This window comes from Acinetobacter sp. NigerLNRRAM0016, assembly GCF_054112845.1.
The window spans coordinates 49,424-63,287 of sequence record NZ_JBSYVT010000014.1; the positions used below are offsets into that span (position 1 = coordinate 49,424).

Consider the following 13,864-nt stretch of genomic DNA (forward strand, 5'->3'; position numbering starts at 1 on the left):
TTATTAAGTGTATTTAAAACAATAAGTTATAATCAAAAATGATGTTTTTTATTCTAAGTTTTTCATTAAATAAACCTGACTAAAACACTTATATTTAAATAAAATAAAATCCGACAAAAATACTTATATTTAAAAAATATAAAACCAAGTGTTTTAGTCTATTTAAAAATAGACCAATAAGTAAACTGGAGCATAAAGATCGGATTTAAATTTTGCTGATTTTTTGATTCTCTTGTTATTTATTATTGATTAATAAATATACACATGATTGATTGAGGTAGGGAAGGCTTATTTGTAAATTTTTATATCACTGCTGAGAAATCAGATGTTGGGAATGTGTTCACACTGCGCAGATGAACAAAATCTAGAAATACGAGGACTTAAATGGGAGGTGAATCTTGGAATCGAAGAAAACCAAATTTATTGCAAATAGCATTTGAATAGAAAGAAAGATGACGAGTGACTGTTCTCAGTCAATCCTGTTGTGAATTTATGATCCAGTCTTAAATGCGAGCTGCGCTTTATTTTAAAGTTGTGAGCTATTGGATTAGCTGCAAGTGTTTAGGGAATTTATCCAATCTAAAGAGACAGCACTTATGCTAGTGGATTATTTGTTCATATCACTAGAGAACAATTGATTCGATTTTGAAATCTTTTTGGCAATGTAGTGCGAGTGCTTGATTCGAATCAGAATAATCTGTGACTGGAATTCAAGTTCACCAAATTCAGGCTCGACTTGTACATAGTGTAATTGACCATATTCATCTCGAACACGTGCTTGTGCAGAGAAACCTGGTCGTGCATTTCCACTCGAAATTGTGGCCAGTCTGCCCAGTAAATTGGCTTGCAGTTGGATTTGTTTAGGTCGAATCACCTGATCCAAACAATGAATCATAAAAACCGTGAAAAAAATCGCAATAATTAGCGCAGGTAAGATGAGGTAATATGCAGGCAAGAATTTTTTTTGTTGAGCAAAATAGCTGAACTGGAGGAAGTAGCCAGAAAAGCTAAAATTCATCAGTAAGAAAACGAGGATAAGAATTTTAGAAAACTTAACGCTGAGGAGTGGTGCTTCAGCAATTTTTTGCGGAATGATACGTTTGAAAAACTGACTTGGACGAATCTTTAGAAAATAGCCCACAGTTTCCACCATGCTGAGCAATACAAGGGCAAATAAACTTAAATGAAACGGCATTAAATTTATGTCATGTAATAGCTCAAGCATGGCAAATTCCATCGATTATTCAGGCAGGTAGATTCCGCCATCAGAATGCACAGTTATCTCGACCTTTTCAAGTGATTGACCTTGGCAAGGACCAGAAATACATTCACCTGTTTCCACCTCAAAGAGTGCACCATGAGTAGAGCATTCAATGAATTCTTGATCGCGGTCTAAAAACTGATTTTCAAGAAACTCAAGTTCAACTTGTAAATGTGGACAGACATTCTGATAGGCAAAAAAAGCGCCATCACGTTGCGTAATAAAAATCGTATCACCATTTGGCGTTTCAAAAGCACGTGCTTCACGCTCAGGAATGTCTTCGGTCATACAGATTTTATGCATTAGGCACATTCCTTCTTTTGAAAGTTTGCAAGCAATTGCGCATAGTCTTGATTAGCCAAACGAGGACCAAACTGAGAAACTACTTCACTTGAAATCAAAATGGCTAATTCAGCTGCGGTTTGTAAACTTTGACCTTGATTCAATGCATATAAGAAAGAACCCGCAAATGCATCGCCAGCACCATTGGCATCAATAGCAGTGACTGCACGACCAGGTACACGAATGGTTTCTTGATCAGATGAAATGACCGCACCCTCAGCACTTAATGTAATTACAACGTACTGACTGTGTAGCTTCAATTTTGCCAAGGCATCTTCAACTGTGGTGGTTTCGGTGTACATCATGGCTTCTTGCTGATTACAGAAAAGTAAATCTACACCGTCATCTAACAGTTCATTTAAGCCTTCACGCGCGTATTGCACCATGGCTGGATCAGACAGTGTTAATGCAATTTTGACACCATTTGCACGTGCAATTTCACGAGCCTGTTTGACTGCTTGGCGTGCGGTCGCACTGGTAGACAAATAACCTTCAATGTAAAGCCACTCTGCAGTTTTCAACGGTTCAAAGTCAATTTGTTCTGCAGAAAGTTTTGCGGTAATGCCTAAATAGGTTTGCATGGTACGTTCTGAGTCAGGGCTAACCAAAACCATACATGTGCCTGTTACACCTTCACTGACCGATTTCGGTGTGGTTTGAATGCCTGCATCATTTAAACCATCGAGGTAGATTTTACCGAGTTCGTCATGACCTACGCGGCAGCCATAAAATGCTGTACCACCGAGAGCACTAAATGCAACCGTTGTATTGGCAGCAGAACCACCTGAAGCTTGACCTTTATACACTTCAGACTGTTGCAGTTGAGCATATAAGTTCGCTTGTTGATCACCATCAGTCAGTTGCATGGTTCCTTTTTGCAGATTGTGTTGCGTAAGAAATTCATCAGAAACTTTAAATTCTTGGTCAATCAGCGCATTACCAATTGCAAAAAGATCAACAGAGCTCATGTCGTTCAGTCACATCTAAAAATAAAACACTAAGTTTACACCAATGCTCAGGATTGCAGAAGTTTTGTGAATAAAATTCAAGATTATGCCTAATTGATTGTGTTTTATTGTTTAATAGGCAAAACCAGTGTTAGGTAACAGATAGAAAATGGAACTCATCATTAAAGAAGCTGAACAATTACCCGCTCAAATTGAGACTTTACTCAAGCTGGCAAATAAAGAAGGAGTAAATGTTGTTCAGCGTCTCATTGACGAATATGCAAGTGGTCAAAATCGGTTTCAAGATAAAGGTGAGTTTTTTTTAATTGCATACGATGGTGATAAGTTAATTGGTTGTGGTGGTTTAAATCAGCAACGCGAAGAAGAAGGGCAAAAAAGTCGCATTGGGCGAGTGCGTCGTTTTTATGTGCATCCCAAATATCGACGTCATGGTGTCGGCAAAGACTTATTGGCTTTTCTGGAAACTAAAGCCAAGCCTAATTTTTCAGCACTTTGCTTGCAAACAGATACACGTCTGGCGGCAGATTTCTATCAAAAACAGAACTATGTTTGGGTTGAAAACAATCCGAGCTATAACTACTTTAAATATTTAATCTAGTTTTCAAATATTTAGCTTAATTTGTGCAATACGCAGTCTATTGCTGTGTATTGTTTCTGACCTGAATAAAATACTCGGGTTTATACGTGAATTATGGCTCAAACTAAAGCTATAATCATTTCAGTTTTATTTAAAAGATTATTAGGAGCGCACATGACTGTAGATGTCACTGAAACCCTTTCTCAAACAGTACATCCAGCGTTTCAGTTGATTCGTCAACACCATGTTGAAGCCTTAGATATTTTAGTGACTGAGTATCAGCATAAAGTGACTGGTGCCGTCCACTATCATCTTGCAACCAATCATGATGAAAATGTGTTTTTGGTGGCTTTCCGTACCCAACCCATGGACTCAAAAGGCGAAGCGCATATTTTAGAGCACACCGCATTGTGTGGTTCTGAAAAATTCCCCGTGCGTGATCCGTTTTTCTTAATGATCCGTCGTTCATTAAATACCTTTATGAATGCATTTACTGCGGCAGATTGGACGGCGTATCCATTTGCAACGCAGAACAAGAAAGATTTCCAAAACTTGCTTGAAGTGTATTTAGATGCCGCTTTTGCAGCCAATCTGAATCCATTAGATTTTGCTCAAGAAGGCATTCGTATTGAGCTTGAAAATGATGTCCCTGTATATAAAGGTGTAGTCTTCAATGAAATGAAAGGTGCAATGAGTTCACCTTCAGACCAGCTTTATCATCAACTGGCGCATCATTTGTTCCCGAAAACGACCTATCACTACAATTCAGGTGGTGATCCGAAAGATATTCCAGACCTAACTTACGATGAGTTAGTCAGTTTCTATAAATCACATTACCATCCAAGTAATGCGGTATTTATGACGTTTGGTAGTCAATCTGCATTTGAATTACAAGAACAGTTTGAAAGTTTAGCATTATCTAAATTTGGTAAGGGCGAAACTTTATATTCTAAACCTGAACATCGTTTAGCTGAGCCAGTGACTGTGACCGAGTCTTATGCAGTCGATGCAGAAGATTTGAAAGATAAGACCTATCACATTATTTCTTGGTTATTGCCACAAGCCAGTGATATCAAACTGCGTTTAGGTATGCGTTTGGTTGAAGGTGTCTTACTTGAAAACTCAGCATCTCCTTTACGTCATTATTTAGAAACCTGTGGCTATGCACAATCGACGGGTCCAATTATGGGCGTGGATGATTCTAATTTTGAAATGACATTCTTCTGTGGTGTGCAGGGTTCAAATCCTGAACATGCAGAAACTTTCAAACAAGGTGTGTTTAAGGTTCTTCAAGATGTAGCGTCTAAACCAATTGATTCAGCTTTGGTCGATGCGATTTTGCACCAAATTGAATTGCATCAGCGTGAGATCAATGGCGATGGTATGCCGTATGGTTTAAGTCTGATTTTGAATGGCTTAAGCAGCGCAATTCACCATAGTGACCCAATCCATGTCTGGGATGTAGACACCGCGATGGAGCAAGTCAAAGAAGAATTGCAAGACCCGATGTGGCTTTCAAATCTGATTCAAGAGCATTTGATTGATAATCCACATCGCGTGCAGATGACCTTGGTGCCTGATGCAACCAAATCTGCAAAAGAAGCGCAGGCAGAAAAAGATCGTTTGGCTGCGATTGGCGAGCAATTAACGGAAGCACAGAAAGCAGAAATTATTGCACAAACCGAAGCGTTAAAAGTCCGTCAAGATACGCCTGATGATTTGAACCTTTTGCCAAAAGTTGGCTTGGAAGATGTACCTGCTGAATTGCCGATTGTACAAGGACAATTGCGTGAAATTATCAGCAATGGTTTGGATACTCCATTGAATTTGTATCATGCGGGCACCAACGGCATTTACTATCAACAAGTCTTGATTCAAATTCCGGATGAAATTGTACAATCACCGTACTTCAATTTATTGTCTATTTTGCTCGGTGAAGTCGGTGCGGGTGAGTACGGTTATTTAGAACTTCAACAATTACAAACTGCTGTGAGCGGTGGTTTGGGTATGGGTGCATCTCTGCGTTCTAAAGTGGATGACAAACAAAAGATCAGTGCTTGGTTGACATTAACCACAAAATCTTTGGTACATAACTTAGAAGCCATTCGCTTACTTAAGATCGCATTTGAACAGTTACGTTTTGACGAAAAAGACCGTATTGTTGAGTTGCTACAACAGCGTAAAACACGTTGGCAGTCGCGTTTGTCGGGTTCAGGGCATAGCTATGCCATGCAGATCGCATCGCGTCAGCACAGTGCTTTAGCCTTACGTGACTATAACAATACAGGTTTGGGTGCACTGAACTGGTTGGGTGAGCTAGTATCAAAAATTGAATCGAATGAAGATGCTTATAACCATCTAATTGCTGAGTTGCAGTTGATTCACCGCAAGTTGTTGCAAGCACCGAAGCAATTCTTGTTGGTGTGTGAAGAGCATCAAACTGATCGTCTGTTAGAAGAGATTCAAACAGTATGGGACAAGCTTGCGGTGGATAAAACCCAACAAGCACTTACGGTTGTCACCCCAGAAGTGAAGTTTCAAGATCAGGCATGGTTGATTCAAGCCAATGTACAATTCTGTGCATCTGCTTATCCTGCGGTGGATGTTGCGCATGTCGATGCAGCACCGCTGATGGTATTGGCTGCGTATTTACGTAATGGTTTCTTGCATAGTGCGATCCGTGAAAAAGGTGGTGCTTACGGTGGTGGCGCAAGCTATGACGGTAATGCTTGTTCGTTCCGTTTCTACAGTTACCGGGACCCACGCTTAGCAGAAACGTTTAATGATTTTGAAGCCAGTGTGACATGGTTATTAAATGCTGAACAGCAACCCCACCAGTTGGAAGAAGCCATTTTAGGTCTCATTGCTTCTATGGATAAGCCGGGTTCACCAGCTGGTGAAGCAATTACTGCGTGTTATGCCTTGTTGCATGCGCGTACGCCAGCATTCCGCAAGCAATTGCGTGAACGTTTACTTGCTGTAACGCTGGAAGATTTAAAACGCGTTGCGGAACAGTATTTGCTTAATCAAACTGCCAATAAAGCTGTGGTTGCGCCAATGGCGAAAAAGGAAGAGTTATCGGCATTGGGCTTCGAGATTTATCAAGTGAATTAATACAATAAGAAAAGAGGTGTCTATGGCGTTCAAAGCATTTGAACGTAGTGTGCTGTCGCTGAGCATGGTTTTGCTCGGCTCGGCATTTACTGCTGCACATGCACAAGATCCAGCGGCTCAAATATCGCCTGCTAGTCCTGAAGCATGTGTCGCTTTAGAATCCAATGCTGATCGTTTGGCTTGTTATGATGCTTTGTTTAAAGTACCCGCAACCGAAGTGAAACCAGCAGTAGCAGAGCCTGTTTTAGTGAAGCAGGCTGAGTCTAAACCTGTTGAAGCCAAAGAGACTGAAAAAGAAGGCAGTAGTTTTAGTAATCTGTTTGCTTTGGAAGGTCCAAAGATTGATCCAAACCAATCTTTACTGGATAAGCGCTGGGAGCTGTCACCAGACAGTAAGCTGGGGACTTGGAATATACGGGCCTATAAGCCTGTATATTTATTACCTGTGTTTTGGTCAAGTAAGAAAAATGAATTTCCTGAAAGTCAAAATGTGAAAAATACGGTAACGGAAGACCAGAACTTAAAGTCTACTGAAGCGAAGTTCCAGATCTCTCTGAAAACCAAAGCGGTTGAAAATCTATTTGGTGACAATGGTGATGTATGGTTGGGCTATACCCAATCATCACGCTGGCAAGTCTATAACGAAGATGAGTCTCGCCCATTTCGTGAAACCAACTACGAGCCAGAAGCCAGTCTCATGTTCCGCACCAATTATGAGCTGTTCGGGTTAAGTGGGCGTTTATTGGGGATTACCTTAAATCACCAATCCAATGGTCGTTCAGATCCGTTGTCGCGAAGTTGGAACCGAGCAATTCTAAATGTGGGCTTCGAGCGTGAAAATTTCGCCTTGATGATTCGTCCTTGGTATCGTTTTGATGAAGATGCGAAAGATGATAACAACCCAGACATTAAAGATTATGTGGGGCGTGGGGACATTACGGCGTTCTATCGCAAGAACGATCATGATTTCTCTTTAATGCTACGTCACTCTTTAAAAGGTGGGGATGATTCGCATGGCGCTGTTCAGTTCGATTGGTCTTTCCCCATTCGAGGTAAATTGCGTGGGCAGTTCCAATTGTTTGATGGATATGGTGAAAGCCTGATTGATTATAATCACCGTGCAACCTATGTCGGCTTAGGGGTGTCATTACTGAATTGGTACTGATGCTTAGCTGATAAAAAAGCCTGAAATGCAAATTTCAGGCTTTTTTATATGGAGATGTTGCGGTGTGTCTATGCTTTGCATTAAAGCTTGATCAAGGATGGTTCCTCAAAATAAGCCTCTTAAAATGCTTACTTTGCGCTACTACAAATACCTGTATGATCTAAATAATCTTTTCCTATGCTATACCATTGATTTTCTTGTACATGGTTAGGATCTTTTATTTCAATGAATTCAGTCACTAAGGTTGGATTCGTATTCGGTTTAAATTCAAAATCATCTGCATAATATCTTTGCGCAATATTCGCCACTTTTTGCTCTTTGCAATTGATCAGGACTTCATTGACCACAGAAGTTGCCGTTTTTCCCTCAATAGCAAATTCATCATAGCGTTTCATGCGCACAGGAAAGGGTTGATCTAGATGGGCATGTTTGAGATCTTCTTTGTTGATGTAGTTTGGCATTACTCTTTCATCAGGAGTAGTAAGTTTCCAATCCTTTTGTGTGTCGTTTTTGGGTGAATTAAATGCTTTGAAGTCAGATGCTTTGGCACAATATTGTTCAGCAGCGTAGGAACCTTTTAAAAACATATTCCATTTAGACGCATCTACTGCTTTATTTAAATCAATCAGCACTTCAGTATGTTGTCGCGCTTTACCAGCATCATCGTGATCTTGAGTTTCTTCATAGACACGTGCGAATTTGAGATTGGCACAATCAAGCAGTAAGACTTGAGTAAAGATTGTATCTTCCGCTTTGCCAGAAGCACCTATTGCCGTAACAATGCTTTTTTCTCTGACCAAAAATGGCGTATTAAATTGAAGTGACTTGAGGTTCTGCTCATCGACAAATCGTTGCGTTGCAATCAGTGTCGGTTGATTAGGATCCGCACTGTCTCGATCCGCTCTCCAGTGGTCGGCTAATTGCCACTTTGGCTGTTGATTCAGAAGTGTGTCTAATTGAGAGTCATTTTTTTTACTGGCACAAGCCGAGAATAAAAGGGGTGAAGCGATCAGTATACATAATGTTTGTTTTTTCATTCTCAGGCTTCTAATTGGGATATAGGGTTATAAACGTTTCTAATTAACTTGGCGCATTTGTAATTTAAGAATCTAATGGCACGGGTTTATGGATGTTATTCACTCAAGTAAAAGGCCCTATCTATTTTTTTAAAAAATATAGTAAACAATTACAGAAATTTAAACGTGCCCGCTTGACTACTTTGAACATATATAAAGAACCCAATGACTTCAAGTGAAAAGTGGCATCATTTTTCACCTGAAGTTTTTATACTTTTCGATTTATCCAATCTGAATATCGGTAGGTGGGTGTTTTAAGCGTGTTTTCTTTGGCGTTGCAATCATATAAGCGAGTGTGAGGGGGCCGAGTCGACCCGCGAACATCAGTAACATTAAGGCGACCTGACTAGCAGGTTGCAACTCTGAGGTAATGCCACGCGAGAGTCCGACGGTACACGCAGCCGATACCGCTTCAAAAAGTAAGTCTAGAAAATGATGTTTAGGTTCTAATAACAGTAAAGTTAAAAACCCGATAAACACCAACATGGCAGTAATTGAAACCACCGCCATGGCTTTAAACGAAGTGTTTTGCGGAATAGAAAAATTGAAAATACGGATTTCATCCGCACGGCGTAAAAAGCTAATTACGCTCAACGTCACCACTATGAAAGTACCGACTTTAATGCCTCCAGCGGTACTCAATGAGCCACCACCAATAAACATCAGTACCATAGTGAACAGTGTTGAAGCATCGGTCATGCTACCTACATTGAGGCTGTTAAAACCAGAGGAACGCGGAACAGTCGCATGGAACCAAGCATTGACCGCCTGATCGGTGATACTCATGGGAGCTAAAGTCAGTGGATTATTTGCCTCTAACAGCCAGATGGTGACAAAAGCAACCAGATTGAGTCCTGCAATGGTCAGCAGAATCAATTTGCTGTTCGGGCTGAGTTTTTTCCAGCTTTTATGCCGTTTGATGTCCATCAGGACCAAGAAGCCTATCCCACCAATGATATACAGTAGACTGATGGTGAAGGTAATAAAGTAATGGCTGGAGAAGTCCATTAGACTGTTTGGGAATAATGAAAATCCACCATTGTTAAATGCTGAAACACTGTAAAAAGCAGCATAAAAGAAGGCTTTTAAGAAGTCGTATTCTTGCATCCAGGCAATGGTCAAAATGAATGTGCCAATCGCTTCAAAAAATAAAGAATATAAGAACACAGCTTTGATGGTATGTGAAACTTTAGACAAACTGGTTTGCCCAATGGTTTCTTGTGCCATGATCTGATGTTTTAATCCAATTTTAGCTGAAAGACTCATCACTGCTAAAATTGCGAAAGTCATAAAACCCAAACCACCGCTTTGTAGCAAAAGCATGATGACAATTTTGCCAAAGACCGTATAAGCCTCACCGACATTCACCACAGAAAGCCCTGTAATGGTCACTGCAGATGTTGCTGTGAACAGTGCATGTATCCACGGTAAATCCCCATGATGTGAAATAGGTAATTTCAGCAGCAAGGTGCCAATCACAATAAAGCTGAGAAAACCCAAGGCCAATAAACTTGGCGGGCTTAAGTTGACTGTGGTTTTGGGCTTTTTTCTTAATGTTTTCATATTATTTAAAGCGATTTGATAATCTGCGTAATTGCTCGAGATGACCCTCGACCACGATAATATCGCCACGTTGTAAAATTAAGTTTGGATCAACGTGATATAAAACGTCTGTGCCACGTTTATGTAAAATTAATTTAATTTCAGTGTTGTACTCACTAATGGTCTGTAAACGCACTCCGTGTAAGTTGTCTTTAATTTCAACTTTGACAATGTAGCGGTCATCTTCCAAAGACATATAGCGACTAACCATTGGGTAACTGAGGGATTGTGCAATACGTACACCCATGTCTTCTTCAGGATGAATAATTTTATTAATGCCCAAATGACTGAGGATCATGTGGTGAGATTCAGATTTGGCTTTGACCCAAATTTTTTCAATGCCTAAATTTTTAAGATGCAAGACGCACAGGATACTGGCTTCAATATCTTCACCAATTGCCACCACAACCGCATCACAGTTTTGAATATTTAATTCATTAAGTACATGTTCATCTGTCGCATCGGCAATGACTGCATGCGTGAGTACATCGGAAATATTTTCCACATACTTTTTGTTGCTATCGATGCCAATGACATCATGTTTTAACTCAACCAGTTCGGTTGCAACGGTTGCACCAAAACTACCTAAACCAATTACTGCAAATTGAGCCATGCAAGGTCCTTAATTTGTTAGGTGTATTATTATTTACACATTTAAATTTCATAATGTCTAATCATAGCGTTAATTGATACTTGAAATGAAGTTTTGCTGCATTGACTGTACATTTAGTAAAAGCAAAGTGAATAAAACAATAAGGATTCTGAGATGAATGAGAAGAAAATCTATAAACAGTTAAAGAAATGGTTTCCACAACTTAAGGAGAATCCATTACCGAAAAAGAAGCATCGCACCAGAGCAGAATATTTTTTAACGTGGTTGAATACGGTAGAAAGTGATGAGCAATTTGAATGTTTGATTGCTTTAAATATTCACCAATATTTGGAAAATGGTTTAAGCGGGCATCCGATTTTTCAACATATGACCACTGAAATTGAGATGGTACAAGCTCAAATCCAGATGCGTGCAGATCCGATTCTTAAGCACTATGAGCAGTTTGAGCACGTGATCGGACGGTTTTATAAGGTGCAAGATCAAATTTTGGAAATCATTTTGGATGAAATTTATAAGTTTTTAAAAACGCAGAATTACGCTTTGTTATTGCTTTGGGGGAAAGATCATTATTGGTTGGCGGTGCCGAATCAACCCAAAAAAATTGAAGCATTCTGCGAGCAGTTTAATCAGCAGTTTGATGAAGCGGGTTTGAAAGTCGAAAAATATCAGCCGTCTGAAATGTCTTGGGCAATTTAAAATAAGTTGAAATAAAAAACAGAGCCATAAAGACTCTGTTTAATGGATACTATGGACTTATTTCAAGAAGCGTTGGTAGCCGAGGTTGTTGGTAATTTCGACATATGGATAGGTAATACTTTCCAAAGTCTCAATTAAACCATCAGGATTTTGTTTGGCATCGCTGGCTTCTAGACCGACCAAGACACGACCTTCTGCTGCACCGTGGTTACGGTAATGGAACAGGGTAATGTTATGCGTAGGACCTAAACGCTCAAGGAAGGTGAGTAATGCACCTGGACGTTCTGGAAATTCGACACGGAATAAGCGTTCATTTTCCAAGTCCGCATGTCCACCCACCAAATAGCGGATGTGCAGTTTTGCCACTTCATCATCAGACAAGTCATCTACATCGTATTGCGCTTTTAAAAGCTCATGAATGTCGTGACGTTCTTTTTCACCACTTTTCAGGCTAATCCCGACAAAGACTTGAGCAGCTGAGGCATTGCTGGCACGGTAGTTAAATTCGGTAATGTTGCGACCTTGCAGTGCACGGCAGAATTTAAGGAAGGAACCTTTTTCTTCTGGAATCGTCACCGCAAAAATGGCTTCTTTACGTTCACCCAGTTCAGTACGTTCAGCAATATAACGTAAACGGTCAAAATTCATGTTTGCACCGCAAACAATAGAAACCATGTTTTTACCGTGAATATTGTGCTCTTCAACGTATTTTTTAATGCCTGCCAAAGCCATTGCACCTGATGGTTCTACAATGCTACGACATTCATCATAGGTATCTTTAATTGCCGCGCAGATTTCGTCGGTATTCACCAGCACCACATCGCGTTCAACGATAGGTCCAGAGTTATCCGATTTTTGCAGTTGTAGCACTTCAAATGGTTTTTCACCAATTTGTGCAACAGCAGTACCATCCGCGAACAGACCTACAGAAGGAAGAATTACACGCTCATTGGCTTCAAATGCCGCTTTTAAGCAAGCCGATTCATCATATTCCACAGGAATGATTTTAACATGTGGGGCAACATCACCTAAATACGCTGCAATACCTGCAATTAAACCACCACCACCAACGGCAACAAACACATATTCGACATCACGCCATTGACGTAAAATTTCATTGGCAATAGTGCCTTGACCTGCCATGACCAATTCATCGTCATAAGGGGGAATGAATGCCATGTCTTCATCTTTGGCGCGTTGAATCGCGTATTTATTGGCAACATCAAATGAGTCGCCGTGTAATACAACTTCACCACCTAAACGTTTTACTGCCTGTACCTTAATATCAGGTGTGGTTTTTGGCATGACAATAATGGCGCGAATACCTAACTTTTGACCAGATAAAGCCACGCCTTGAGCATGGTTACCTGCTGAAGCAGTAATAACGCCACGTTCCAACTGAGATTTCGGTAATTGACTAATACGGTTATAGGCACCGCGTAGTTTGAAAGAAAAGACAGGTTGTAAGTCTTCGCGTTTAAAGCGAATGTTGTTGTTTAGCCTTTCACTAATTCGTGGCGCTGCTTCGAGTGGGGTTTCGATTGCAACGTCATACACCGTTGCTTGTAAAATTTGTCGAACCAAACGAGACAGCATGTTAATTTTCCATCTAACAGTTTAAAATAAGCCTTTATTGTAACAAACCCCTGCACATTTGCGTTTTAAAATTGCGCGAAACGTGAAAAAAAGTTGAGTGATGTCATGAGTCTATATGCAACCCAAGATGAGAAAAAACAAGCAGCAGCGAAGGCTGCTTTAAAACACTTACCAAAAGGCGGCATTTTAGGGGTAGGTACAGGTAGTACCGTTAATTTTTTAATTGAACTTTTACCAGAGCTTCAACTTGAAGCGGCGGTAGCAAGTTCTGAAGCAACAGCAGAGCGTTTGAAGAAACTTGGCATTGAAGTAGTGGATATGAACCATGTTGGTGGTTTAGATGCTTATGTGGATGGTGCTGACGAAATTGACCGTCACATGCACATGATTAAGGGCGGTGGTGCAGCACTCACTCGTGAAAAAATTGTTGCATCAATTGCGAAGAAATTTGTGTGTATCGTGGATGATTCGAAATGGGTTGAGCAATTGGGTCGTGAATTTCCATTACCTGTAGAAGTGATTCCAATGGCGCGTTCTGCTGTAGCACGTAAAATTGTGAGTTTGGGTGGTGATCCTGTGTATCGTGAAGGCGTAGTCACGGATAACGGCAATGTGATTTTAGATGTTTATAACTTGAATATCTTGAATGCACTTGAATTAGAAAAAACCATCAATAACATTCCAGGTGTGGTGTGTAATGGTATTTTTGCTTTGAACAAGGCGGATATTGCTGTCGTCGCAACTGACAATGGTATTGAAGAGCGCACTGCAATTTAATTCTTTACATTAAACCTCCCTAAATTCTTTCTTTTTAGCGGGAGCTTCATCTGATTTGATGTCTGATGATTTTCCTC

The 13,864-nt window shown here is 40.2% G+C and carries 12 protein-coding genes; 5 read left to right on the forward strand and 7 right to left on the reverse strand.

Features of this window, described 5'->3' with window-relative positions; genetic code table 11:
• Positions 1 to 607: 607 nt before the first annotated feature.
• From ACWQ4X_RS10500 to ACWQ4X_RS10510, 3 genes are read right to left on the reverse strand one after another with little or no spacing between them, the layout of a single operon-like run.
• Positions 608 to 1,225, reverse strand: coding sequence for an OB-fold-containig protein (locus ACWQ4X_RS10500; protein ID WP_457903601.1), 618 nt, complete (start codon positions 1,223 to 1,225; stop codon positions 608 to 610).
• 15 nt (positions 1,226 to 1,240) lie between these two features.
• A complete protein-coding gene (locus ACWQ4X_RS10505) occupies positions 1,241 to 1,549 on the reverse strand; it encodes a Rieske (2Fe-2S) protein (RefSeq protein WP_171479181.1) in 309 nt (102 codons plus the stop codon).
• Positions 1,550 to 1,563: 14 nt separating this feature from the next.
• Positions 1,564 to 2,571, reverse strand: coding sequence for an adenosine kinase (locus ACWQ4X_RS10510; protein WP_457903602.1), 1,008 nt, complete (start codon positions 2,569 to 2,571; stop codon positions 1,564 to 1,566).
• Between the two features lie 148 nt (positions 2,572 to 2,719).
• Here ACWQ4X_RS10510 and ACWQ4X_RS10515 point away from each other — a divergent pair, with 148 nt between their 5' ends.
• The 3 genes from ACWQ4X_RS10515 to ACWQ4X_RS10525 all read left to right on the forward strand — a co-directional run bounded on the left by ACWQ4X_RS10515 (position 2,720) and on the right by ACWQ4X_RS10525 (position 7,427).
• Positions 2,720 to 3,169 (forward strand): GNAT family N-acetyltransferase, encoded by a 450-nt coding sequence (locus ACWQ4X_RS10515; RefSeq protein WP_457903603.1) that lies wholly within the window; start codon positions 2,720 to 2,722, stop codon positions 3,167 to 3,169.
• Between the two features lie 153 nt (positions 3,170 to 3,322).
• The gene (locus ACWQ4X_RS10520; protein ID WP_457903604.1) at positions 3,323 to 6,262 is read left to right on the forward strand and encodes an insulinase family protein; all 2,940 of its coding nucleotides are present in this window, start codon (positions 3,323 to 3,325) and stop codon (positions 6,260 to 6,262) included.
• Between the two features lie 22 nt (positions 6,263 to 6,284).
• On the forward strand, positions 6,285 to 7,427 hold the full coding sequence (locus tag ACWQ4X_RS10525; RefSeq protein ID WP_457903605.1) for a phospholipase A: 1,143 nt from the start codon (positions 6,285 to 6,287) through the stop codon (positions 7,425 to 7,427).
• Positions 7,428 to 7,555: 128 nt separating this feature from the next.
• Here the strand turns inward: ACWQ4X_RS10525 and ACWQ4X_RS10530 are convergent, their stop codons facing one another.
• The 3 genes from ACWQ4X_RS10530 to ACWQ4X_RS10540 all read right to left on the reverse strand — a co-directional run bounded on the left by ACWQ4X_RS10530 (position 7,556) and on the right by ACWQ4X_RS10540 (position 10,718).
• Entirely contained in the window at positions 7,556 to 8,464 is a 909-nt protein-coding gene (locus tag ACWQ4X_RS10530) for a hypothetical protein (RefSeq protein WP_457903606.1), read from the reverse strand.
• A gap of 261 nt (positions 8,465 to 8,725) precedes the next feature.
• Positions 8,726 to 10,066, reverse strand: coding sequence for a TrkH family potassium uptake protein (locus ACWQ4X_RS10535; RefSeq protein ID WP_142768836.1), 1,341 nt, complete (start codon positions 10,064 to 10,066; stop codon positions 8,726 to 8,728).
• Position 10,067: 1 nt separating this feature from the next.
• On the reverse strand, positions 10,068 to 10,718 hold the full coding sequence (locus ACWQ4X_RS10540) for a potassium channel family protein (RefSeq protein WP_142768835.1): 651 nt from the start codon (positions 10,716 to 10,718) through the stop codon (positions 10,068 to 10,070).
• 153 nt (positions 10,719 to 10,871) lie between these two features.
• On the opposite strand from ACWQ4X_RS10540, the gene ACWQ4X_RS10545 reads away from it, so the two are divergent.
• Positions 10,872 to 11,414, forward strand: coding sequence for a hypothetical protein (locus ACWQ4X_RS10545; RefSeq protein ID WP_457903607.1), 543 nt, complete (start codon positions 10,872 to 10,874; stop codon positions 11,412 to 11,414).
• Positions 11,415 to 11,471: 57 nt separating this feature from the next.
• On the opposite strand, the gene ilvA is transcribed toward ACWQ4X_RS10545, so the two are convergent.
• A complete protein-coding gene (gene ilvA / locus ACWQ4X_RS10550) occupies positions 11,472 to 13,010 on the reverse strand; it encodes a threonine ammonia-lyase, biosynthetic (protein ID WP_100240715.1) in 1,539 nt (512 codons plus the stop codon).
• 105 nt (positions 13,011 to 13,115) lie between these two features.
• On the opposite strand from ilvA, the gene rpiA reads away from it, so the two are divergent.
• Positions 13,116 to 13,787: a ribose-5-phosphate isomerase RpiA gene (gene rpiA, locus ACWQ4X_RS10555; protein ID WP_100240716.1), complete on the forward strand. Its 672-nt coding sequence runs from the start codon at positions 13,116 to 13,118 to the stop codon at positions 13,785 to 13,787.
• Positions 13,788 to 13,864: the final 77 nt, after the last annotated feature.

Coding starts and splice junctions, on each gene's coding strand:
- ACWQ4X_RS10500 (WP_457903601.1), bottom strand. CDS start 1,225: ATGCTTGAGCTATTACATGACATAAATTTAATGCCGTTTCATTTAAGT.
- ACWQ4X_RS10505 (WP_171479181.1), bottom strand. CDS start 1,549: ATGACCGAAGACATTCCTGAGCGTGAAGCACGTGCTTTTGAAACGCCA.
- ACWQ4X_RS10510 (WP_457903602.1), bottom strand. CDS start 2,571: ATGAGCTCTGTTGATCTTTTTGCAATTGGTAATGCGCTGATTGACCAA.
- ACWQ4X_RS10515 (WP_457903603.1), top strand. CDS start 2,720: ATGGAACTCATCATTAAAGAAGCTGAACAATTACCCGCTCAAATTGAG.
- ACWQ4X_RS10520 (WP_457903604.1), top strand. CDS start 3,323: ATGACTGTAGATGTCACTGAAACCCTTTCTCAAACAGTACATCCAGCG.
- ACWQ4X_RS10525 (WP_457903605.1), top strand. CDS start 6,285: ATGGCGTTCAAAGCATTTGAACGTAGTGTGCTGTCGCTGAGCATGGTT.
- ACWQ4X_RS10530 (WP_457903606.1), bottom strand. CDS start 8,464: ATGAAAAAACAAACATTATGTATACTGATCGCTTCACCCCTTTTATTC.
- ACWQ4X_RS10535 (WP_142768836.1), bottom strand. CDS start 10,066: ATGAAAACATTAAGAAAAAAGCCCAAAACCACAGTCAACTTAAGCCCG.
- ACWQ4X_RS10540 (WP_142768835.1), bottom strand. CDS start 10,718: ATGGCTCAATTTGCAGTAATTGGTTTAGGTAGTTTTGGTGCAACCGTT.
- ACWQ4X_RS10545 (WP_457903607.1), top strand. CDS start 10,872: ATGAATGAGAAGAAAATCTATAAACAGTTAAAGAAATGGTTTCCACAA.
- ilvA (WP_100240715.1), bottom strand. CDS start 13,010: ATGCTGTCTCGTTTGGTTCGACAAATTTTACAAGCAACGGTGTATGAC.
- rpiA (WP_100240716.1), top strand. CDS start 13,116: ATGAGTCTATATGCAACCCAAGATGAGAAAAAACAAGCAGCAGCGAAG.